General features: G+C 70.3%; 20 protein-coding genes. 6 read left to right on the top strand and 14 right to left on the bottom strand.

Annotation, left to right across the window (positions count from 1 at the left end; all coding sequences use genetic code 11):
- Nucleotides 1-22: 22 nt before the first annotated feature.
- Nucleotides 23-949 carry a fatty acid desaturase family protein gene (locus CLU95_RS14620; protein WP_099794182.1) on the top strand — a complete coding sequence of 309 codons (927 nt, stop codon included), beginning with the start codon at nucleotides 23-25 and terminating at the stop codon, nucleotides 947-949.
- 4 nt (nucleotides 950-953) lie between these two features.
- Here the strand turns inward: CLU95_RS14620 and CLU95_RS14615 are convergent, their stop codons facing one another.
- The gene (locus CLU95_RS14615; protein WP_099794181.1) at nucleotides 954-1,844 is read right to left on the bottom strand and encodes an EamA family transporter; all 891 of its coding nucleotides are present in this window, start codon (nucleotides 1,842-1,844) and stop codon (nucleotides 954-956) included.
- Nucleotides 1,845-1,933: 89 nt separating this feature from the next.
- On the opposite strand from CLU95_RS14615, the gene CLU95_RS14610 reads away from it, so the two are divergent.
- The gene (locus CLU95_RS14610) at nucleotides 1,934-2,821 is read left to right on the top strand and encodes a LysR family transcriptional regulator (protein ID WP_099794180.1); all 888 of its coding nucleotides are present in this window, start codon (nucleotides 1,934-1,936) and stop codon (nucleotides 2,819-2,821) included.
- Here CLU95_RS14610 and CLU95_RS14605 read toward each other — a convergent pair.
- The 8 genes from CLU95_RS14605 to CLU95_RS14575 all read right to left on the bottom strand — a co-directional run bounded on the left by CLU95_RS14605 (nucleotide 2,758) and on the right by CLU95_RS14575 (nucleotide 9,533).
- Nucleotides 2,758-3,972 carry an acyltransferase family protein gene (locus CLU95_RS14605; RefSeq protein ID WP_099794179.1) on the bottom strand — a complete coding sequence of 405 codons (1,215 nt, stop codon included), beginning with the start codon at nucleotides 3,970-3,972 and terminating at the stop codon, nucleotides 2,758-2,760. The genes CLU95_RS14610 and CLU95_RS14605 overlap by 64 nt on opposite strands.
- A gap of 34 nt (nucleotides 3,973-4,006) precedes the next feature.
- Complete coding sequence (locus CLU95_RS14600; RefSeq protein WP_099794178.1) at nucleotides 4,007-5,041, bottom strand: MerR family transcriptional regulator; 1,035 nt, start codon at nucleotides 5,039-5,041, stop codon at nucleotides 4,007-4,009.
- 17 nt (nucleotides 5,042-5,058) lie between these two features.
- Nucleotides 5,059-5,379, bottom strand: a complete 321-nt coding sequence (locus tag CLU95_RS14595) for a hypothetical protein (protein ID WP_099794177.1) — start codon at nucleotides 5,377-5,379, stop codon at nucleotides 5,059-5,061.
- Nucleotides 5,380-5,467: 88 nt separating this feature from the next.
- Entirely contained in the window at nucleotides 5,468-5,638 is a 171-nt protein-coding gene (locus tag CLU95_RS30905; protein ID WP_180288607.1) for a hypothetical protein, read from the bottom strand.
- Between the two features lie 96 nt (nucleotides 5,639-5,734).
- Entirely contained in the window at nucleotides 5,735-7,177 is a 1,443-nt protein-coding gene (gene dbpA, locus CLU95_RS14590) for an ATP-dependent RNA helicase DbpA (RefSeq protein WP_099794176.1), read from the bottom strand.
- A 124-nt stretch (nucleotides 7,178-7,301) separates the two neighbouring features.
- Nucleotides 7,302-7,571 carry a translation initiation factor IF-1 gene (gene infA, locus CLU95_RS14585; RefSeq protein ID WP_099794175.1) on the bottom strand — a complete coding sequence of 90 codons (270 nt, stop codon included), beginning with the start codon at nucleotides 7,569-7,571 and terminating at the stop codon, nucleotides 7,302-7,304.
- 58 nt (nucleotides 7,572-7,629) lie between these two features.
- The gene (locus CLU95_RS14580) at nucleotides 7,630-7,887 is read right to left on the bottom strand and encodes a hypothetical protein (RefSeq protein WP_099794174.1); all 258 of its coding nucleotides are present in this window, start codon (nucleotides 7,885-7,887) and stop codon (nucleotides 7,630-7,632) included.
- 389 nt (nucleotides 7,888-8,276) lie between these two features.
- Nucleotides 8,277-9,533: an MFS transporter gene (locus CLU95_RS14575; RefSeq protein ID WP_099794173.1), complete on the bottom strand. Its 1,257-nt coding sequence runs from the start codon at nucleotides 9,531-9,533 to the stop codon at nucleotides 8,277-8,279.
- 87 nt (nucleotides 9,534-9,620) lie between these two features.
- Between CLU95_RS14575 and pdxR the strand changes: the two genes are divergently transcribed.
- Nucleotides 9,621-11,087 carry a MocR-like pyridoxine biosynthesis transcription factor PdxR gene (pdxR, locus tag CLU95_RS14570; RefSeq protein ID WP_099794172.1) on the top strand — a complete coding sequence of 489 codons (1,467 nt, stop codon included), beginning with the start codon at nucleotides 9,621-9,623 and terminating at the stop codon, nucleotides 11,085-11,087.
- 9 nt (nucleotides 11,088-11,096) lie between these two features.
- Here the strand turns inward: pdxR and CLU95_RS14565 are convergent, their stop codons facing one another.
- Nucleotides 11,097-11,573, bottom strand: a complete 477-nt coding sequence (locus CLU95_RS14565) for an Lrp/AsnC family transcriptional regulator (RefSeq protein WP_180288606.1) — start codon at nucleotides 11,571-11,573, stop codon at nucleotides 11,097-11,099.
- 120 nt (nucleotides 11,574-11,693) lie between these two features.
- Here CLU95_RS14565 and CLU95_RS14560 point away from each other — a divergent pair, with 120 nt between their 5' ends.
- Entirely contained in the window at nucleotides 11,694-12,992 is a 1,299-nt protein-coding gene (locus tag CLU95_RS14560; protein ID WP_099794170.1) for an aspartate aminotransferase family protein, read from the top strand.
- Here the strand turns inward: CLU95_RS14560 and CLU95_RS14555 are convergent.
- The gene (locus CLU95_RS14555; RefSeq protein ID WP_099794169.1) at nucleotides 12,989-14,041 is read right to left on the bottom strand and encodes a sugar phosphate isomerase/epimerase family protein; all 1,053 of its coding nucleotides are present in this window, start codon (nucleotides 14,039-14,041) and stop codon (nucleotides 12,989-12,991) included. The genes CLU95_RS14560 and CLU95_RS14555 overlap by 4 nt on opposite strands.
- Nucleotides 14,042-14,146: 105 nt before the next feature.
- On the opposite strand from CLU95_RS14555, the gene CLU95_RS14550 reads away from it, so the two are divergent.
- Complete coding sequence (locus tag CLU95_RS14550; RefSeq protein ID WP_099794168.1) at nucleotides 14,147-15,034, top strand: gamma-glutamyl-gamma-aminobutyrate hydrolase family protein; 888 nt, start codon at nucleotides 14,147-14,149, stop codon at nucleotides 15,032-15,034.
- A gap of 18 nt (nucleotides 15,035-15,052) precedes the next feature.
- Here CLU95_RS14550 and CLU95_RS14545 read toward each other — a convergent pair whose 3' ends face one another.
- Genes CLU95_RS14545 through CLU95_RS14535 form a run of 3 tightly spaced genes read right to left on the bottom strand, consistent with a single transcriptional unit; the run spans nucleotide 15,053 to nucleotide 19,100 of the window.
- A complete protein-coding gene (locus tag CLU95_RS14545) occupies nucleotides 15,053-16,567 on the bottom strand; it encodes a class I adenylate-forming enzyme family protein (protein ID WP_099794167.1) in 1,515 nt (504 codons plus the stop codon).
- Nucleotides 16,568-16,584: 17 nt separating this feature from the next.
- Nucleotides 16,585-18,225 (bottom strand): acyl-CoA dehydrogenase family protein, encoded by a 1,641-nt coding sequence (locus CLU95_RS14540; RefSeq protein ID WP_099794166.1) that lies wholly within the window; start codon nucleotides 18,223-18,225, stop codon nucleotides 16,585-16,587.
- Nucleotides 18,226-18,263: 38 nt separating this feature from the next.
- Complete coding sequence (locus tag CLU95_RS14535; protein WP_099794165.1) at nucleotides 18,264-19,100, bottom strand: thioesterase family protein; 837 nt, start codon at nucleotides 19,098-19,100, stop codon at nucleotides 18,264-18,266.
- Nucleotides 19,101-19,172: 72 nt separating this feature from the next.
- Here CLU95_RS14535 and CLU95_RS14530 point away from each other — a divergent pair, with 72 nt between their 5' ends.
- Nucleotides 19,173-19,805, top strand: coding sequence for a TetR/AcrR family transcriptional regulator (locus CLU95_RS14530; protein WP_099794164.1), 633 nt, complete (start codon nucleotides 19,173-19,175; stop codon nucleotides 19,803-19,805).
- Nucleotides 19,806-19,812: the final 7 nt, after the last annotated feature.

Here is a 19,812-nt window from a genome sequence, read left to right as displayed (position 1 = left end):
GCCTTCGCCGCATACTGGCCCGATGGCCGCTGCACCCCGCGCTCAACCCGACGACTTCTTCACCCCCGACGAGTGGCAATCGCTCACCACGCGTTCGTCGTGGCGGGGCCTGTGGCTCGTGGCGCACTGCTGGGGCGTGATCGGCGCCGCGATGGCGGTGGGCATCGTGTGGCCGTGGACGATTCCGCTCATGGTGCCGATCGTCGGCACGCGCCAGCTGGGCCTGTTCATCCTCATGCACGACGCCGCGCACGCGGGGCTGCACCGCAACCGCAAGGTCAACGACTGGGTGGGCTACTGGCTGTGCTCGCCCACGCTGCGCGACTACCGGCCGTATCACCTGCAGCACCACCGCTTCGTGCAGCAGACCGAAGACCCGGACCTCGTGCTGTCGGCGCCCTTTCCGATCTCGCGCGACTCCATGTGGCGCAAGGTCGTGCGCGACCTGAGCGGGCAGACCTTCTACAAGCAGCGCTTCGGCCACATCGCCGATGCCCTGCGCCAGCGCGCGCCGGGCGAATCGGCGCTGCGCGTGTTCGGGCGTGCGCTGGCAAAAGACAAGCGCTTCCTCATCGGCAACGGCCTGGGCCTGCTGGCCTTCACGCTGGCCGGGGTCTGGTGGGCCTGGGTGCTGATGTGGCTGCTGCCGATGGCGACCTGGCTGCCGCTCGTGAGCCGCGTGCGCAACATCGCCGAGCATGCGCTGGTGGCGCAGAACGAGGCCGATCCGCTGCGTCAGGCGCGCACCACGCACGCCGGCTGGCTCGAACGCATCTTCGTGGCGCCCTACTGGGTCAACTACCACTGCGAGCACCACATGTTCACCAACCTGCCCTGCTGGGCGCTGCCGAAGGCGCACCGCCTGCTGCAGCGCCAGGGCGCGACCGCGCGCATGGAAGTGCAGCCCGGCTACCTGCAGCTGCTGCGCCAGGCAGCGCCAGTGGCGTAAGCCTTCAGCGGCTGGGTGCGGGCTGCACCGCCGGCACCGGCTGCGCACCGCGCTGCGCCTGCTGGCTCAGCCAGATGCTCGCGATCACGATGCCGATGCCCGCCATCTGCCAGCCCGACAGGCTCTGGCCCAGCAAGGCCCAGCCCAGGATCACCGCCGTCACCGGGCTCAGGAAGGCCAGCGGTGCGATCGCCGAGGGCTCCAGCCGGGCCACGCCGCGGAACCACACGATGTAGGTGAGCGCGGCGCCGATCAGGCCGAGCCAGGCGAAGCCGACCCAGTTCATCGCCGTGAGCGCGGGCAGCGGCGGTTCCAGCCACAGCGCCACCGGCAGCAACAGCAGGCCGCCCGCCGTCAGCTGCCAGGCCGTGAAGGTCAGCGCCGACACCGGCGGCTGCCAGCGCCGGCTCAGCACCGTGCCGAAGGCCATCGACACGGCGGCCGTGAGCGCCGCAGCGATGCCCAGCGCGTCGAGCGCGGCGTTCGGCGTGAGCACCAGCAGCGCCACCCCGCCCATGCCGATGACGGCCGCCGCCACCGACAGCGCACGCACCGGCGCGCCCAGCAGCAGGCCGGCCAGGAACACCACGAACAGCGGCTGCACCGAGGTGATGGTGGCCGCCACGCCGCCCGGCAGCCGGTAGGCCGCCAGGAACAGCATCGCCCACAGCACCGAGAAGTTCAGCGCGCCCAGCAGGAAGATGCGCCCCCACCACGCCCGGGGCGGCAGCTGGCGCACGAAGAGCATCAGCAGCAGGCCCGCCGGCAGTGCGCGCAGCAGCGCCACCGTCAGCGGGTAGTTCGCCGGCAGCAGCTCGGTGGTCACGATGTAGGTGCTGCCCCAGATCGCGGGCGCAATGGCGGTGAGCAGGACGTCGGTGGTGCGGGAGGTCATGGCCTGAATCTATTCAATTGACCCACGGTTGTGAATGTCCGAATAATGAATTGATTCTTTACTGCCAGTCGTCAATCGGGCGCCGACCCATGGACCATCTCACCGCCCTCAAGGTCTTCCGCACCACCGCCGCGGCGGGCAGCTTTGCCGGCGCCGCGCGGCAGCTGGGGCTGTCGGCCGCGGCCGTCAGCAAGAACATCGCCGAGCTGGAGGCGCATCTGAAGGTGCGGCTCATCAACCGCACCACGCGCAGCATGAGCCTCACCGAGGCCGGCGCGGCCTACGTGGAGCGGCTCGCGCGCATCCTCGACGACCTGGACGAGGCCGACGCTGCGCTGGCGCCCGTGGGCGCGAGCCCGGGCGGCGTGCTGCGCGTGAGCGCACCGCTGACCTTTGCGCTGACCTGCATCTCGCCGCACATCCCCGCCTTCATGGACCGCCACCCGAACCTGCGGCTCGAGCTGAACCTGCAGGACACGCGCACCGACCTGATCGGCGAGGGCTACGACCTCGCGATCCGCGGCAGCGACCGGCTGGAAGATTCGAGCCTCGTTGCGCGCGAGCTCATGACCATGACGCACGTGCTGTGCGGCGCGCCCGGCTACTTCGCCACCGCCGGCCGGCCCGCCGCGCCCGAAGACCTGAAGGCCCACAACTGCGTGCAGTTCACCCTGTCGGGCCACGCGAACAAATGGACCTTCAACCGCGCCGGGCGCAGCGTGGCCGTGCCGATCGACGGACGCTACAAGGTCAGCTCCAGCATCGCGGTGCGCGACGCGGTGCTCGCGGGCTTCGGCCTGAGCCTGATCCCGCGCATCTATGTCGAGCACGAGCTGGCCGCGGGCCGGCTCGAAGCCGCGCTCGACGACTGGGAGGCCGACCGCACGCCGGTGTACGCCGTGTACCCGTCGCGTCACCTGGCGGCGAAGACGCGCGCCTTTGTCGACTTTTTGCTGGAGCGGTTTGCGGCGCGCTGACCGTTCAGCAGCCGGCCGATGACGGTGTGGCGCACCAGCAGCTGGTAGCTCGCCAGCGCCACGAGCGAGGTGGCCGCGATGTTGAGCCCCATCTTCGCGAGCGCACCCAGGGGCGCGTGGAACAGCAGGATGCCGAAGCCGATGGTGCCGAGCATGTGCACGAGATACACCCAGTACGAGCTTTCCGAGAGGTACGCCAGCACCGCGTTCTGACGCGGCAGGTAGCGCACGAAGCCGCCGATCAGTGCCAGGCTCCAGAGCCACGAGGTCGCGTTGTAGGCGAAGGCGATCCAGAACTCGGGGTGCGGCAGGCGGTGCGCACCGGGCCCGCGCATGGCGCCCAGCAGCGCGAGCGTCGCAACGAAGAAGACCAACCCGGCCAGCGCATGGCCGGTGCAGCGCGCAGCGAAGCACGCGAGCAGGCGCTCCTGGTCGCGGTGCACATACCAGCCGAACACGAAGAACAGGCCGCTCTGCACCCACTCGGAGAAAGAAGGCAGGAACGCGCCGCTCTCCATCACGAAGCCGGACGGATGGAAGGCGCCCGTCACCGCCGGCGGCAGCGCCAGCACCACGAAGCCCCAGCGGCGTTCCGCGAGCACCGCGAAGCCACGCGCGACGGCATCGCGCAGTCGCACTGGCACGAAGCGCTGCAGCCGTACGCCGGCCCAGGCCAGCACGCTGAACCCAAACAGCTGGTAGAGGAACCACAGGTGCATGGTGTTGAAGGGCGAACCGCCGGGTTGGCGCGCCGGTGTCAGCGTGGTGTCGATGCCCGGCTCGCCGCGCACGCTCAGGTGGATGTAGACCATCGCCAGCACCGTGGTCCCCACGAACAGCAGCGGCCAGAAGATCGCGAAGGGCAGCGCGAGCCGCAGGCTGCGGTTCTTCAGCATGCCGTCGGCCCCGCGCCGCTCGACCAGCAGCGCGACGAAGAAGCCCGCCAGCACGAAGAACACCGGCATGCGAAAGCTGTGGATGAAGAGCAGCAGCAGGTCGGCGACCGGCGAGGTCTTCGGGTCGCGCCAGGGCAGCGGCGAGGCGACGGTGAGGTGGTTGATCGCCACGTGCAGCACGATGCCGAGCCACATCATGAGGGCGCGGAGGTTGTCGAGCGCGTGGAGCCGTTGGGGGATGTGTGCGTTGTTCATGAGGCCGACTGTTGAGCCTCACGCAACGTCAGGGTCAAGCGGGTTTCGAGCCGGGTGCCGGCCTTTTTTGCTGCCGCACGGCGATGGCCTGCAGCAGGTAGCTGCGCACCGCGGGGCCGACCACGGCGGCGGCTTGCAGCACCGGCTCCGCAGCGATCGCCGCCGACAGGCGGGCGGCGAGCACCGGGTCATGGTCGGTGAACGCCTCGAAGAGCCGCAGCCATGTCTGCGCGACGGCCTGCACGGCCGGGTCTTCGGGGCGCACGCCGCCGGCCTGCAGCGCGGCCAGTTCCGCGCCCAGGCGGCGCCATTCGTCTTCGGGCGGCTTGCCCAGGCGTGCGAGGTCTTCGGTGTCCAGGTGGCGCAGCAGCGCGGCCATGCGCACCGCGATGGCCTGGCCGATGTAGTCGATCAGTTCGGCCGGCGGTCCGTCGTCGCGCCGCGCCACGGGCTCGCGCCGGTACATCTCGCCCCAGCGCACGATGAGGTCGAAGTTGCCGTCCATCCACTGGCCCATCAAGGTCATCCAGCGGGCGGCGAGCGGCTGCAGCTCGAGCGCATCGGCGGGCACGCCGCGCGCCATCCGCGCGGCCACCTCGGCGATGAGCGGCGGCCACTGGTCGGCCACGGCGCGCCAGTTGGCCATCAGCGACTGGATCTCGGCGGGGCTGAAGTAGCGGCCGTAGGCGGTCATCTGCTCCAGCGTGGCGAGCCAGTCCTTCATGTCGGGCTGGGCGCCTTCGGCGAGCCGCTGCTCGAGCAGGCCCAGCCGTTCGCGCAGCGCCGTGGCCTGGGCGATCTGCTGGTCGAGCGAGGCGATCTGGCGCCGGATGACCGTGGGCAGCGCGCCGCTTTCAGCGCCGAGCAGGCCGCCGATGTCCGCCAGCGGCAGCCCCAGCAGCCGCAGCGCCTGGATGGCGTGCAGCCGGCCGATGTCGGCGGCGTTGTAGAGCCGGTAGCCGGCGTCCGAGCGCGCCGAGGGGGTGAGCAGGCCGATGGCGTCGTAGTGGTGCAGCGTGCGCACCGTGAGGCCGGTGTGTTTCGCGAGTTCGCCGACCTTGAGCAGCACCGTGCGCCCCTGTTTGCTTACTCGTCGGCTGCGACGGGCTCGGGCCCGGGCCAGCCCAGCAACTCGGCCAGCCGCTGCACGATCCATTCGGCCTCGGCGGGCGACACGCCGGATTCCGGCGTGGCGAGCCCGGCGTGGATGCGCCGCAGGATCTCGCTTTCGACCGGCACCTCGGTGTGGTGCTGGATCTGCGCGTGGCCCACGAGGTGGCCGGCGAGGTCTTCGCAGATCTCGTAGCGCGCACGCACCACGTCGATCGGCTCGCGCAGGCGCTGGCGCGCGTCGCTGTAGACCGCGAAGAACGAGGGCGGAATGTAGATCTGGTTGTCGTCCGACATGGCGGCCTTGTTTTGAGCGGGCCCAATGACAAAACGCGCCCGGGGGCGCGTTCGTCGTGGCTCCGAAGAAAGAGCCGTGGGGGCTGGATCAGCCGCCCTTGGTGGGGCGCTTGCCCGGGTTCTTCTTGCTGCGCGTGGCGGTGCCGCGTTCCAGGCTGACCTTCTGGCCGCCACCGGTGCGAGGCGCGGTGTAGCCGGGCATGGGGGTCGGCTTCGGGCTGGCAAGACGGTCGGCTTCGGTACGGATTTTCTTGGGCATGGAAAGCTCGGATAAAAAAGATGTTCGACCCTCAATTAGGCCACATCGGCAGATTTCACATGCCAAGAGGCGAAACGGCGGGCCAGGGGACGGATGTCAGGTCGACTGCGGTGTCAGCAGGCGGACCCTGACGCTCTTGCCTTTCACACGCCCGTTGTCGAGCTTGCGTGCGGCTTCTTCGGCAATGCTGCGGTCCACCGCAACATAGGTCGAGTACTCGTTGACGTTGATCTTGCCGACCTGCTCCTTGGCATAGCCGCAGTCGCCCGTCAGTGCGCCCAGCACGTCGCCGGCGCGGATCTTTTCCTTGCGCCCGCCGACGATCTGCAGCGTGGCCATCGGCGGCGTGAGCGGCGCGCCGGGGGCGGGCGTGAGCTCGGCCAGGTTGTGCCATTCGGATTCGCGGCCCTGCAGCTGCTCGATCTTTCCGACGAAGCCCATCTCGTTCATGCTGGCCAGGTTCAGCGCCAGGCCTTCCGAGCCGCCCTGCTGGCCCACGCGGCCGGTGCGGCCCACGCGGTGGATGTGGATTTCGGAGTCGGGCGTCACGTCGACGTTGATCACGGCTTCGAGGTGCGAAATGTCCAGCCCGCGCGCCGCCACGTCGGTGGCCACGAGCACCGAGCAGCTGCGGTTGGCGAACTGCACCAGCACCTGGTCGCGCTCGCGCTGCTCCAGCTCGCCGAACAGCGCCATCGCGCTGAAGCCCTGCGCCTGCAGCACCTCGACGAGGTCGCGGCACTGCTGCTTGGTGTTGCAGAAGGCCAGCGTGCTCACGGGGCGGAAATGGTCGAGCAGCAGGCTCACGGTGTGCAGCCGCTCGCTGTCCTTCACCTGGTACCAGCGCTGGCGGATCTTGCTGCCTTCATGCTGGGCCTGCACCGTGATCTGCTCGGGGTTCTTCATGAACTGCTGCGCGAGCTTGGCGATGCCTTCGGGGTAGGTGGCCGAGAACAGCAGCGTCTGGCGTTCCTTGGGGCACTGGCGCGCCACCGTCACGATGTCGTCGAAGAAACCCATGTCGAGCATGCGGTCGGCCTCGTCGAGCACCAGCGTGTTCATCGCCGACAGGTCGAGGTTGCCGCGCTCCAGGTGGTCCATGATGCGGCCCGGCGTGCCCACGACGATGTGCGCGCCGTGCTCCAGGCTGGCGATCTGCCCGCGCAGCGCGACGCCGCCGCAGAGCGTGACCACCTTGATGTTTTCTTCGGCGCGCGCCAGGCGGCGGATTTCGGTCGTGACCTGGTCGGCCAGCTCGCGCGTCGGGCACAGCACCATCGCCTGGATGGCGAAGCGGCGCGGGTTCAGGTTGGACAGCAGCGCCAGCGCAAAGGCGGCGGTCTTGCCGCTGCCGGTCTTGGCCTGTGCGATCAGGTCCTTGCCGAGCAAGGCCAGCGGCAGTGCGGCGGCCTGGATGGCCGTCATCTGCGTGTAGCCGAGCTGGGTGAGGTTGGCCAGCATCTGGGGCGAAAGCGCCAGCGTGGCAAAGCCGTGGGGTTCGGCGGGGAGGCCGCCGGCTGGGGAGGTGGTGGTGTTCATCGTTCGGCAGCCGGAGACATACAGACAGGAAGACGGAGGAGCAAAAAAGTGACGGCCCGGAAAAGACAAAGGCCTTGCAGGGCCCCCTCCGGGAGGGCGCTCTGCAAGGCCGGCCGGGCGTCGCTCAGCGGCGGGGCGAGTTGTTGCCCGAGTTGGTCGGCGGGGGGCCGCGGCGTTCCAGGTGACGGAACGTGATGCGGCCCTTCGTCAGGTCGTAGGGCGAGAGCTCGAGCGACACCTTGTCGCCGGCCAGGATGCGGATGTGGTGCTTGCGCATCTTGCCGCCGCTGTAGGCGATCAGCTGGTGACCGTTGTCGAGCGTGACGCGGTAGCGCGAGTCGGGCAGGACTTCGGTCACTGCGCCGTTCATTTCGATCAGTTCTTCCTTGGGCATAAGTGATTACCTCTGAATCGTTCGATGTGTGTTGGAGATGGAATGGGGCGTGATTGTTTCAGGCCGCGCACGGAAGTGCGAGAGGGGCCACCGGTGCGCGTTCGCGCACCCAGCCCAGGCCTTGTTCGATGGCGTAGCCGAGCGCCGCGGCGTGGCTGGCAAAGCGCGGCGTGAAGCGCATCACGCGGTCGTGCATGCCGCTGCCGTGGCCGGAGCGGATCGAGACGGAGGCGGCATAGCCGCCGTCGTCCTGGTGTCGAATGAGCGGGGAAACAAGGTACTTGCCCACCGCGATACTGTGTTGAATGATGTCCATGAAGCCTTGGCGCCACGCGCAGAGACAGCGCGCGAAGAGCCTGAAAAATAATTGAAAACGGACGCGGACCGGCCGCAACGGCGCGGGGGATGCGCAATTCGCTTCAACAGGAACGAAGGCAGTGGTGGCAATCATGGGCGCCCGGTCTGGCGCTCCAACACACTGTGAAGCCGGCTTGAAAATGAGAGGCCTGAAGAATCCAAGGACAGTGCAGGTCAGCCGGCGGGAGTGACGAAATTCTTCGTCGTGGTATCGAAACGAACCCGACATTATAGCTTGCAGGGCATGACAGTTGCTTGTCTTAAAAACAACGTCTGCATGAAAAAGGCCCCGAAGGGCCGTCCATCTTGGGATGGTAGCTATTAAAAATATAGCAACGCATCGCAAGGTCAGGCACAGGCCGATGCCGCCGAGGCCGGCAGCGCCGCCGACCGGGCCCGCCGCGCGGCGCGCCACAGCAGCACCAGCCCCGCCAGCTGGGCGGCGGCACCCACCCAACCCACCGCGCTCACGCCGACCCACGCGATCGTCGCGCCGCCCAGCCCCGAGCCTGCCGCGATGCCCAGGTAGACCGCCGAGGCGTTGAGCGACAGCGTCATCGGCGCACGATCGGGCGCCAGCCGGATCAGCCGCACCGCCTGCGCCGGCCCGAAGCCCCAGCCGGCGAAGCCCCACAGCGCCGAGAGGCCCACGATCAGCGGCAGCGCCAGCCCGCGCGGCAGCATCTGCGCGGTGAACGAGAGCCCGCCCATGATCACCACCAGGGCCAGCGCGAAGCCCCGCGCCATGCGGTCGGCGCCGAAGCGGTCGGTGGCCCAGCCGCCGGTCGCTGTGCCCAGCGCTGCGGCCACGCCGATCGCGAAGAACACCGCGCTCGCGCCGTCGGCCCCGAAGCCCAGCGTGTGCCCGAGGAACAGCGCGATGTAGGTGTAGAAGCTGAAGCCGCCCGTGGCCCACAGCAGCGTGGCCAGCAGCGCCGCAAGCACGCCGGGTTCGCGCGCCACGGCGAAGGCCGAGGTGCGCGGGGCCGCGTCAGCGGGTGCCTGCACCAGCGTGCGCGGCAGCCCCACGAACAGACCCCAGGCGGCCAACGCCGCCACCGCGGCGATCAGCAGGTAGGCCGTGCGCCAGCCGCCCCAGCCCGCGATCCACGCGCCCAGCGGCACGCCGAGTGCCACCGCCACGGTGCCGCCGCCGGTCACGATGGCCAGCGCCCGGCCGCGCAGCGCGGGCGACACCATCGCCGCTGCCACCGCGCTGGCCGTCGGCAGGAACACGCCCGCCACCAGCCCGAGCGCGACGCGCGCCAGGGCCAGCTGCGCGAAGCCGTGCGCCATCGAGGCCGCCGCCGTCAGGCCCGCGAACGTCGCGAGGCTGGCGATCAGCAGCGGGCGGCGCCCGAAGCGCGCGAGCAGCGCGGCCATCAGCGGCGAGCCGATCGCATAGCTCAGCGCGAACAGCAGCACCAGCTGGCCGGCCCGCGCGGCGCTGACCTGCAGGTCGGCCGCCAGCACCGGCAGCAGGCCGGCGACCATGAAGCTTTCGGTGCCGATGGCGAAGGCGCCCAGCGCGAGCCAGGCCAGGCCCAGCGGCAGGCGTTCGGCCGGCGGTTGCTGCTGCTGTGAGGTTTCAGGAGCGGTGTGCATGGTGAAGGACTCCAGGGGTAGGTGTTCCAAGGCCTTCAGAATAGGTTTGCAGGCGGCTCTTCAAAAGAACCACAATCGGCAAAGATCATGGAGCCACTTTTCGAGCTTGCCCTGCGCCTGCCGGCCGCCGGTTCGCGCGACCTGCTGCGCGCGCTGCACCGCCAGTTGCGCGACGCCATCCTGGACGGCCGGCTGCAGCCCGGCGCGCGCCTGCCCGCCACGCGCGCACTGGCGCAGCGGCTGGGCGTGTCGCGCAACACCATGCTGGCGGCCTACGACCTGCTGCTGAGCGAGGGCTACCTGCTGGCGCGTCCGGGGTCCGGCACCTACGTGGCCGACACGCTGCCCGCATTGCGACGCGGCCGGGCCGCGCCGAAAGAGGCAGGCACCGCGCCCCGGCGCGATCCGCGGCTGGTGCCGCTGAACGTGCCCGGCGCCGACCTCGCCCCCACGCTGCAGCCGCGGGCCGCGCGCGACGACTTCCGCGTCGGCCTGCCCGACGTCGGCGCCTTTCCGTTCGACATCTGGCGCCGCCTGTCCGACCGCGCGCTGCGCCGCGTGGCGCGCCAGACCGCCGACTACGCCGACCCGCAGGGCCAGGGCGCCTTGCGCGAGGCGATTGCGGCGCACGTGTCGTTCACGCGCGCGGTCGGCTGCACCGCCGACGACATCGTGGTCACGGCCGGCGCGCAGCAGGCCTTCGGGCTGCTCGCGCGCATCCTCGTCGTGCCGGGGCGCACGGTGGTGGCGGTCGAGCAGTTGTTCTATCCCTCGCTGCGCGAGGCCATGCTGGCGGCCGGCGCGAAGGTGGTCACGGTGCCGACCGACGACGAAGGCCTGTGCGTGGACCGCATCCCGCCCGAGGCGCGCGTGGTCTGCGTCACGCCCTCGCACCAGTTCCCCACCGGCGTGGCGATGTCGCCGCCGCGGCGTGCCGCCCTGCTCGCCTTTGCGCGGGCGCGCAACGCCGTGCTCATCGAGGACGACTACGACAGCGAGTTCCGTTTTGCCGGCCGCCCGCTCGACGCGCTGCAGACGCTCGACCGCGCCGGCTCGGTGTTCTACGTCGGCACCTTTTCCAAGAGCCTGTTTCCCGCGCTGCGCCTGGGCTTCGTGGTGGCGCCGCCCTGGGCCCGCGCGGCGCTGGTGCGGGCGCGCGAGCTGGCCGACTGGCACGGCCCGGTGCTCGGGCAGGAAGCGCTCGCGGCCTTCATCGCCGAAGGGCACCTGGCGCGCCACATCCGCCGGATGCGCAAGCTGTACGGTGCGCGACGCAGCGCCCTGCTCGACGCGCTGGCGCGCCACGGCGTGGGCCGGCTCGAGGCGATCCCGTCCGATGCCGGCCTGCACCTGTCGGCCTGGCTGCACGGCGGCGCGCGCGACCATGTGGTGGTCGAACGTGCCGCGGCGGCCGGCATCACCTTGCCGCCGCTGTCGCGCTTCGCGCTCGATCCGCAGGCGCCCGACGCGCCCAACGGCCTGGCCTTCGGCTACGGCCTGATCGCCGAGTCGCAGATCGACGGCGCCATCCGGCGGCTGGTGCGCCTGCTGTAGGGCGCAGGCTCAGGCGCTGTCCAGCGGCAGCCGGGTCGTGAACTTGGTGGTCGACAGCACGATGTCGCTCGAGTAGTTCTCCAGCTCCAGCGCGTCGCCCAGCTGTTCCTGCGCGAAGGCCTGGTAGGCGGGCAGCGAACGCGCGCAGATCACGAGCACGAAGTCGGTCTCGCCGGCCACGCAGTGGCACTGCAGCACCTGCGGCAGCGCATGCACCTTGCGCTCGAAGGCCTGGATCGCCTCGCGCGTGGTGCTGCGCAGCGACACGCGCGAGATCACCAGCACCGGAAAGCCCACGCGCGCAGCGTCGAGGATGGCGACCTCTTCGCGGATCACGCCCGCGCGCCGCAGCCGCTGCACGCGCTTCAGGCAGGCCGAGGGCGAGAGGTTCACGCGCTCGGCCAGCGTCTGGTTCTGCAGGCCCGCATCGGCTTGCAGTTCGGCCAGGATGCACTGGTCGATGCGATCGAGGGTGCCGGTTTTCATGGTGCCGCCAGTGTGGCGCAACGCGGCGGCAATCGGCTTCGGTTTGAGGCCCTCACAACGACAGCCGATTTCGCGGCCGATGGCTACGCTGGGGCTCCCCCGACGAACAAGGAGCATCCGATGGCCGAAGGCGCAACCTACGACCCCGTGGTCAGCAAGCACCTCGTGCGCTACGGCATGGGGCTGAGCCCGCATGTCATCGTCAAGGCGCGCGGCGCCACGCTGTGGGACCAGCACGGGCGCGAGATCCTCGACTTCACCTCGGGCCAGATGTGCGCCACCATCGGCCACAACCACCCACGCATCGTCGCGGCGATCGAGAAGGCCTGCGAGGGCGCGCTGCACCTGTACAGCGGCTTCGTCGGGCCGGCCGTGCCGGCGCTGGCCGGGCGGCTGGCGGCGATGCTGCCGCCGTCGCTGTCGAAATCGCTGTTTTTGTCGACCGGCGGCGAGGCCAACGAGGCCGCCGCGCGCATGGCCCGCGTGACCACCGGCCGCTACGAGATCGTGGGCCTGAACGGCGGCTGGCACGGCGTGAACGGCGGCATGGCCGCGCTCACCTTCGCGGGCCGGCACCACGTGGACTACGGGCCGCGCAAGCCCGGCACCATGTCGATTCCCGCGCCGCACTGCTACCGCTGCCCCATCCGCCATTGCCGCGATGCCTGCGACACCACCTGCCTCGACGTCGGCTTCGACATGGTCGATGCGCAGTCCAGCGGCTCGCTCGCGGCCTTCATCGCCGAGCCGGTGATGAGTTCGGCCGGCGTGATCGTGCCGCCCGCCGGCTACTTTCCGAAGCTGCAGGCCAAGTGCCGCGAGCGCGGCATGCTGCTGATCCTCGACGAAGCGCAGACCGCTTTCGGGCGCCTGGGCAGCAACTTCGCGTTCGAGCAAGTTGGCGTGGTGCCCGACTTTCTCACCGTCTCGAAGACGCTGGGCGGCGGCCTGGCGATCGGCGCCGTGGTCACGAGCGACGCCATCGAACAGGATTGCCACGAGAAGGGCTTCGTGCACGTCACCTCGCACGTGTCCGACCCACTGCCGGCCGAGGTCGGGCTGGCGGTGCTCGACGTGCTTGAAGAAGAAGGGCTCAACCAGCGCGCCGCCGCCATGGGCGAGCGCCTGAGCCGGGGCCTGGCCACGCTGAAGGCGCGGCACGAGGTGATCGGCGACGTGCGCGGCCACGGCCTGCTGCAGGGCGTGGAACTGGTGAAAGACCGCGAGACCCGCGCGCCCGACGCCGAGCGCGGCCGGGCCATCACCGACGCCTGCATGGCGCGCGGCCTGAGCATGAACATCGTGGCCGTCGGTGGCATGGCGGCCGTGTGGCGCATCGCGCCGCCGCTGAATGTGACGGACGCGGAGATCGACCGCGGCCTCGAGATCCTGGACGACGCGATCCGCGCGACGAGCTAGATCCCCAGCATCCGCCGGTTCGCCGCCACGTCCGCGCCGCCCGCCGCGAAGTCGTCGAAGGCACGGTCGGCCACGCGGATGATGTGATCGCGAATGAAGCTCGCGCCTTCGCGCGCGCCGTCTTCCGGGTGCTTGATGCAGCACTCCCATTCGAGCACCGCCCATCCCGGAAAGTCGTACTGCGCCATCTTCGAGAAGATGGCCTTGAAGTCGACCTGCCCGTCGCCCAGCGAGCGGAAGCGCCCGGCGCGGTTGATCCAGCTCTGGAAGCCGCCGTACACGCCCTGCTTGCCGGTCGGGTTGAACTCGGCGTCCTTCACGTGGAAGAGCTTGATGCGCTCGTGGTAGTGGTCGATGTAGGCCAGGTAGTCGAGCTGCTGCAGCACGAAGTGGCTCGGGTCGTAGAGCAGGCAGGCACGCGGATGGTTGCCTACGCGCTCCAGGAACATCTCGTAGCTCACGCCGTCGTGCAGGTCTTCGCCCGGATGGATTTCGTAGCCCACGTCGACGCCCACCGCATCGAAGGCATCGAGGATCGGGCGCCAGCGGCGCGCCAGTTCGTCGAAGGCTTCCTCGATGAGGCCCGGCGGGCGCGGCGGCCACGAATAAAGATACGGCCAGGCCAGCGCGCCCGAGAAGGTCGCGTGCGCCGTGAGCCCGAGGTTGGCCGAGGCGGTGGCCGCATGGTGCAGCTGCTGCACCGCCCACTGCTGGCGCGCCACGGGGTTGCCGCGCACCTCGGGCGCCGCAAAGCCGTCGAAGCCCGCGTCGTAGGCCGGGTGCACCGCGACCAGCTGGCCCTGCAGGTGGGTCGAGAGCTCGGTGATCTCCAGGCCGTGGCCCGCAAGCGTGCCCTTGATCTCGTCGCAGTAGGTCTTGCTCTCGGCGGCGCGCTTCAGGTCGATGAGGCGCGTGTCCCAGCTGGGAATCTGCACGCCCTTGTAGCCGAGGCCCGCGGCCCATCCGGCGATGGCGTCGAGCGAGTGGAACGGGGCCGTGTCGCCCGCGAACTGGGCCAGGAAAATGCCCGGCCCCTTGATCGTCTTCATGCGTGTCTCCTGATGCGCCGCACAGCATACTTCGGGGGTTCGGCTGACACACGACCGAAGTTCGATGGGCGCACAATGAACTTTGTCCACAGGGAACCCATCGAGATGTCTCAGCCTGTCGCCGCCCGACTCAAGATCGGCTTGTCCGCCTGCTTCTCGCACGCCGACCCGGCCCGCTCGCTCTTCACGAACAAGACGCTGCAGTACGTCGAACAGTCGATTGCGCACTGGCTCATGTCGGCCGGTGCGATGGTGGTGATGGTGCCCTGCCCCACGGGCGAAACGGCGCGCGGCGACACCAAGCTGTCGCACTACGCCGAATGGCTCGACGGCGTGGTGATGCATGGCGGCGCCGATGTCTGGCCCGGCAGCTACGGCGAAGAGCCCCTCAAAGACGCATGGATCGGCGACCAGATCCGCGACCTGTACGACCTGGCGCTGGTCGAAGCCTTCGAGCAGGCCGGCAAGCCGATCTTCGGCGTGTGCCGCGGGCTGCAGCTGATCAACGTGGCCTTCGGCGGCTCGCTGTACCAGGACATCGAGGCGCAGCACGGCCACCCCGAGACGGTGCGCCACCGCGACCCGGTGACCTACGACCAGAACTTCCACCAGATCGAGATCGTGCAGGGCACGCGCCTGTCGAAGCTGTTTCCCGAGGTGCGCACGGCGCGCGTCAACAGCATCCACCACCAGGGCATCAAGGGGCTCGCGCCGGGTTTCGAGGTGGAGGCCTGGAGCCTGCCCGACCGCGTGCCCGAAGCCATCCGCCGCCGGCCCGAGAAAGGCCGCGGCTATATTGCGGCGACCCAGTGGCACCCGGAGTTCCACAAGTACGGCAGCACCGAGACGGTGGACGACACGCCCATCCTGCACGACTTCCTGTGGGCCTGCGCCACCGCCCGTGTGGCGCCGCGCACGAGCATGCGCGAGATGCAGGGGCGGATTCGGAACCGGGCGTCGCGGTTGCTGCGGCAGGCGTTGCTGCGGCGCTGATTGTTTCGGGGCCCGTGCTCAGGCCGCGTCGCGCAGCAGGTGCTTCAGCAGCTTGCCCGTCGCCGTGCGCGGCAGGCTCTCGCGCACTTCGAAGATGCGCGGAATCTTGTAGCGCGCCAGCCGGGCCTCGAGAAAACGCACCAGCTCGCGCGCTTCGAGTGCTCGGCCGCCACGCGCCACCAGCACCGCCGTCACGGTCTCGCCCCACGCGGGGTGCGGGCGGCCGATGATGGCCACATCCTGCACGTCAGGGTGGGCGCCCAGCGCGTCTTCCACTTCCTTCGAGTAGACGTTCTCGCCGCCGGTGATGATCATGTCGCGCAGCCGGTCGACGATGAACAGGAAGCCGTCTTCGTCCACCCGCGCGAGGTCGCCCGTGCGGTACCAGCCCTGCGCATCGAAGGCCTCGGCGCTCGCCTGCGGGTTGTCGAGGTAGCCCTGCATTGCGGCCGGCGAGCGCAGGTGGATTTCGCCGACCTCGCCCGCGCCGCAGCGCCGGCCGTCGGCGTGGCGCACCTCGATCGCCACGCCGGGCACGCCCGCACGGCCGATCGAGCCGGCCTTCGCGATCGCGTCTTCCGGGTAGAGCACGGTGCCCAGCGGGCCCGACTCCGTCATGCCGTAGACCTGCACGAAGCGGTCGCTGCGGTAGCTGTCGGCCAGCTTGCGCGCCATGTCGGCACCGAGCGGGCCGCCGCCGTAGGCCCACAGGCGCATCGCGCTGAAGTCGTAGCGCGCCACATCGGGCACCACCGACAGCGGCGCCAGGAAGGCGATGGGCGCGCCGAAGGTGAAGGTGATGCGTTCTTCGGCCAGTGTGTCGAGAAAGGCCTTGGGCGCGTACTCGCGCAGCAGCACGACGGTGCCGCCCATGAGCAGCGTGCCCAGCAGCCAGTTGTTGAGCGGCGACGAATGCCACACGGGCATCGCGACCAGCGTGCGCTCATTGCGCGTGAGCGACATGCCCGCCGCCGTGCACACCGCCGCCATGAACACGTTGCGGTGGCTGTGCAGGCAGCCCTTGGGCTTGCCCGTGGTGCCCGAGGTGTAGAGCACCTGGGCCAGCGTGTCGGTGCCGGGCGCCGGGGCCTCATCGCCGAGCGGCGCGGCCTGCGCCATCAGGTCGTCGAACATCGGCAGGCCGTCGGCGGCGCTGTCGGTCGCGAGCCAGTCGCAGCGGTGCGTGATGCGCGCGGCGACCTGCGTGGCGAGCGTGCCGTCGGCCACGCACAGGCGCACGCCCGCGTGGGCCAGCACGTGGTCGATCTCCGGCGCCTGTAGCTTGTGGTTGACCGGCACCACGGCCGCGCCGAGGCGCCAGGCGCCGAACATCGCGGCGACGAAACCGACCGTGTTGAAGCACAGCAGCGCGACCTTGTCGCCAGGGCCCACGCCCTGGTCGCGCAGCACGGTGGCGGCGCGGCGCGAGAGGTCGGCGAACTCGGCGTAGGTCCAGGCGCGGCCTGCGGCGCGCAGGCATGCGTGGGTGGGCTGGGTGCGGGCGTGCTGGTCGAGCAGGGAAACGAAATCCATCCGTGTCGTCTCCGCGCTCAATGCCAGGCCGCGCGCACCAGCGCACCGGGGTCGCTGGTGCCGGCGCTGATGCCGGTCACCGGGCCCCAGTCGGGATCGAAGCGGCTCGACACGAACGCGGCCGAGGCGAGCGGGCTCGCGTGCTGCAGCATCAGGCCGGCCTGCGCCGCGCGCACCAGCCGCTGCGTGAAGCGGCGCGCCTGGCGTTCCAGGTCTTGCGGCGCGAGCTGCACCATCTGGCGCAGGGCCTGCACCTCGGTCTGCAGGCGCGTTTCGCCGGCGGTCACTTCCTGCAGGTGGTCGAGCACGAGGTGCGCGTCGTCCGGGTTGCGCGACACGGCACGCAGCACGTCCAGGCACATCACGTTGCCCGAGCCTTCCCAGATCGAGTTGACGGGCGCCTCGCGGAACAGGCGGCCCATCGGGCCGTCTTCCACATAACCGTTGCCGCCGAACACTTCCATCGCCTCGCCCGTGAGCGCCACCGCGCGCTTGCAGTTCCAGAACTTGGCGGCGGGCGTGAGCAGCCGGCGCCAGGCGGTGTCCAGCGGTGCGGGCGAGCCGAAGCGCGAGGCCAGTTCCATCGCCAGCAGCGTGGCGCTCTCGGTTTCGAGCGCCATGTCGGCCAGCAGCTCGGTCATCACCGGCTGGTCGACCAGCGCCTTGCCGAACGCGAAGCGGTTGCGCGTGTAGTGCAGCGCCTGCGCGAAGCCCTGGCGCATGAAGCCGGCGCTGGCGAGCGCGCAGTCCAGGCGCGTCACGGTCGCCATCTCGATGATGGTCGGGATGCCGCGGCCCTCGTCGCCCACGAGGACGCCCCAGGCCTCCTTGAACTCGACCTCGCTGCTGGAGTTGGAGCGGTTGCCGACCTTGTCCTTCAGGCGCTGGATGTGGATCGCGTTCTTGCTGCCGTCGGGCCGCCAACGCGGCACGAAGAAGCACGACGAGCCGTGCTCGTCGGTCTTGGCCAGCACCAGGTGGCCGTCGCACATCGGCGCCGAGAAGAACCACTTGTGACCGGTGATGAGGAACTCGCTGCCCCACGGGCCCTGGCCGGCCGGCACGGCGCGCGTGGTGTTGCTGCGCACGTCGCTGCCGCCCTGCTTCTCGGTCATGCCCATGCCGACGGTCATCGAGGTCTTGCCCTCGAGCGGGATGTCGCGCGCATCGTGTTCATTTGACGCGAGCTTGGTGCTCAGGTCGGCGTACAGCGCGGCGTTGCGGCGCATCACGGGGATGCAGGCCTTGGTCATGGTGGTCGGGCAGGTCGAGCCCGACTCGATCTGGCTGTGCATGTACAGCGAGGCGCCGTAGCCCACCCAGGCCGAGGGCCGCTCGTCGAAGAACGGCAGGTTGGCGATGCCGTTGCGCCGCGCGATCGACATCATGGTGTGCCATGCGGGGTGGAACTGCACGCTGTCGATGCGCGTGCCGGTGCGCGAGTGCGTGTGCAGCTCGGGCTCGTGGCGGTTGGCGTCCTCAGCGGCACGCAGCGTGGCTTCGGCGCCGTACTCGGCGCCCTGGCGCACCAGCTCGTCGTCGCGCCAGGCCGCGCCGCCGCGCGCCACCGCGCCGCGCAGCGCGGGGTCGCTGGTGTAGACGTTGTAGTCCTTGAGTTCGGGGACCTGGTTGTCGGGGTGGATGCCGGTGGTGGTCATGGCGTGGTCTCCGTGAAGCGGTGAAAGAGAGGGCGTGTTCAGGCGGTGGCGGCGCGTTCGCGCACCACCAGCGTCTGGGTCGCGAGGCCGATCAGGCCACGCGTGTCGTACAGGTGGGACACGGTGAGGCCTGCGCCGCCAGCGTGCATCTCGGTGCTGGCGCGCAGGCCGATCCACTCGCCCTCGGGCACGCGGAACAGGTTCAGGCTGAGGTCGGCGTTCGAGAACAGGAAGTCGGTGGGCGGCAGCACCCAGCTCAGGCCGTTGCCGAAGTCGGCCGCCGCCGCCGCGCGCATCGCGGGCGAGGTGGCCACGCCGCGCACCAGCGGCACCGCGAGCCGGAACCACGCGGCGCCCGCGCCGGGCTGCGCGATGTCGCCCTGGGCCAGGCGCGATTCGACGGCGGTCTGGTGGAACGAGATCCCGTCGGGCAGGCCGGGAATGCGCAGCCGCTCGGTGCAGTCTTCGGGCCGCGGCAGCAGTTCGCGTGGGGCATCGCCCGTGGGCAGGTTCGCCGGCAGTGTCAGCGGCGACGTCTTCAGCAGCAGCGCATGCGCGCGGGCCACCACCGTGTCGCCCGCGAGCAGGTCGATGCCCACGCGCACCGTGGCGCGCGAGGCTTGCGACTGCGTGCGCGTGACCAGCGGCGCCACCGGCACCGGCCTCACCAGCTCGAGCGTGAGCCGCGCCAGCTGCCAGCCGGGGCCGGGCGCGGCGCGTTCGGCGATGTGCGCGAGCAGTGCGGCGGGTGCGCCGCCGTGTTGCGCGCGTGGGTCCCACGGGCCGCGCGAGAGAGCGTCGGGCTGCCACGCGTCGCCCTCGCCGGTGTAGACGGCGGGGGGCGTTGTCTCGGGGGCACGGTCGTGCGAGGTCATTGCAGAATGCCTTTCGATGGGATCAAAAATTCTAGGAACAACCCGCCCGCGAGGTGTTCGGGTTCGGCGGCCATGACCGGCGCCCGCTCGCCCGCCGCCGCCCCGAGGAGGAAGCCGCGCCAGTCCCGCGCGCGCCACACCTCGCAGGCCTTGCAGGAAGCCTTTGTTCGGCTTTTGGTCGAGAAGGGCTACGCCGCCATCACGATCCGCGAGATCGCGGCCGTGGCGGGCACGGGCCTGGGCAGCTTCTACGAATACTTCGAGAACAAGGAAGACCTGGCGCGCGTGTGCCTGCACCTGCGCTCCAAGGCCTTGCTGCTGGACATGCGCGCCGTCGTGGCCGCGAACGAAGGCCGGCCGTGGCGCGAGATCGTCGATGGGGTGATCGATGCGCAGCTCGACGCGCACCGCGCGCAGCCCGTGGCCTGGGGTGCGCACTATCTGCTGGAGCGCCACCTCTCCAGCCCCGAGGCCTACCGCAAGATGTACGACCGCTTCGTGGCCGAATGGGTGGGCGTGCTGGACGCGGCGGGCGACGTGCGGGCCGATGGCCCGAAGAAGAAGGAAGCGGCGCGCGTGTGCCAGACCATCATCTACGGGCTGGTCGCGCACACCCACCTCGGCACGGGCGGGCGGCCCGACCTGCAGGCGCTGTCACGCCAGCTGCGTGATGCGCTGCGGGGCTACCTGGCGACGGTCGCCTGAGGCGGGG

It is taken from the genome of Variovorax sp. 54 (assembly GCF_002754375.1).
Taxonomy (GTDB): domain Bacteria; phylum Pseudomonadota; class Gammaproteobacteria; order Burkholderiales; family Burkholderiaceae_C; genus Variovorax.
The sequence above is the reverse complement of the archived record's forward strand: the minus strand, read 5'-3'. Positions and strand labels throughout refer to the sequence as shown.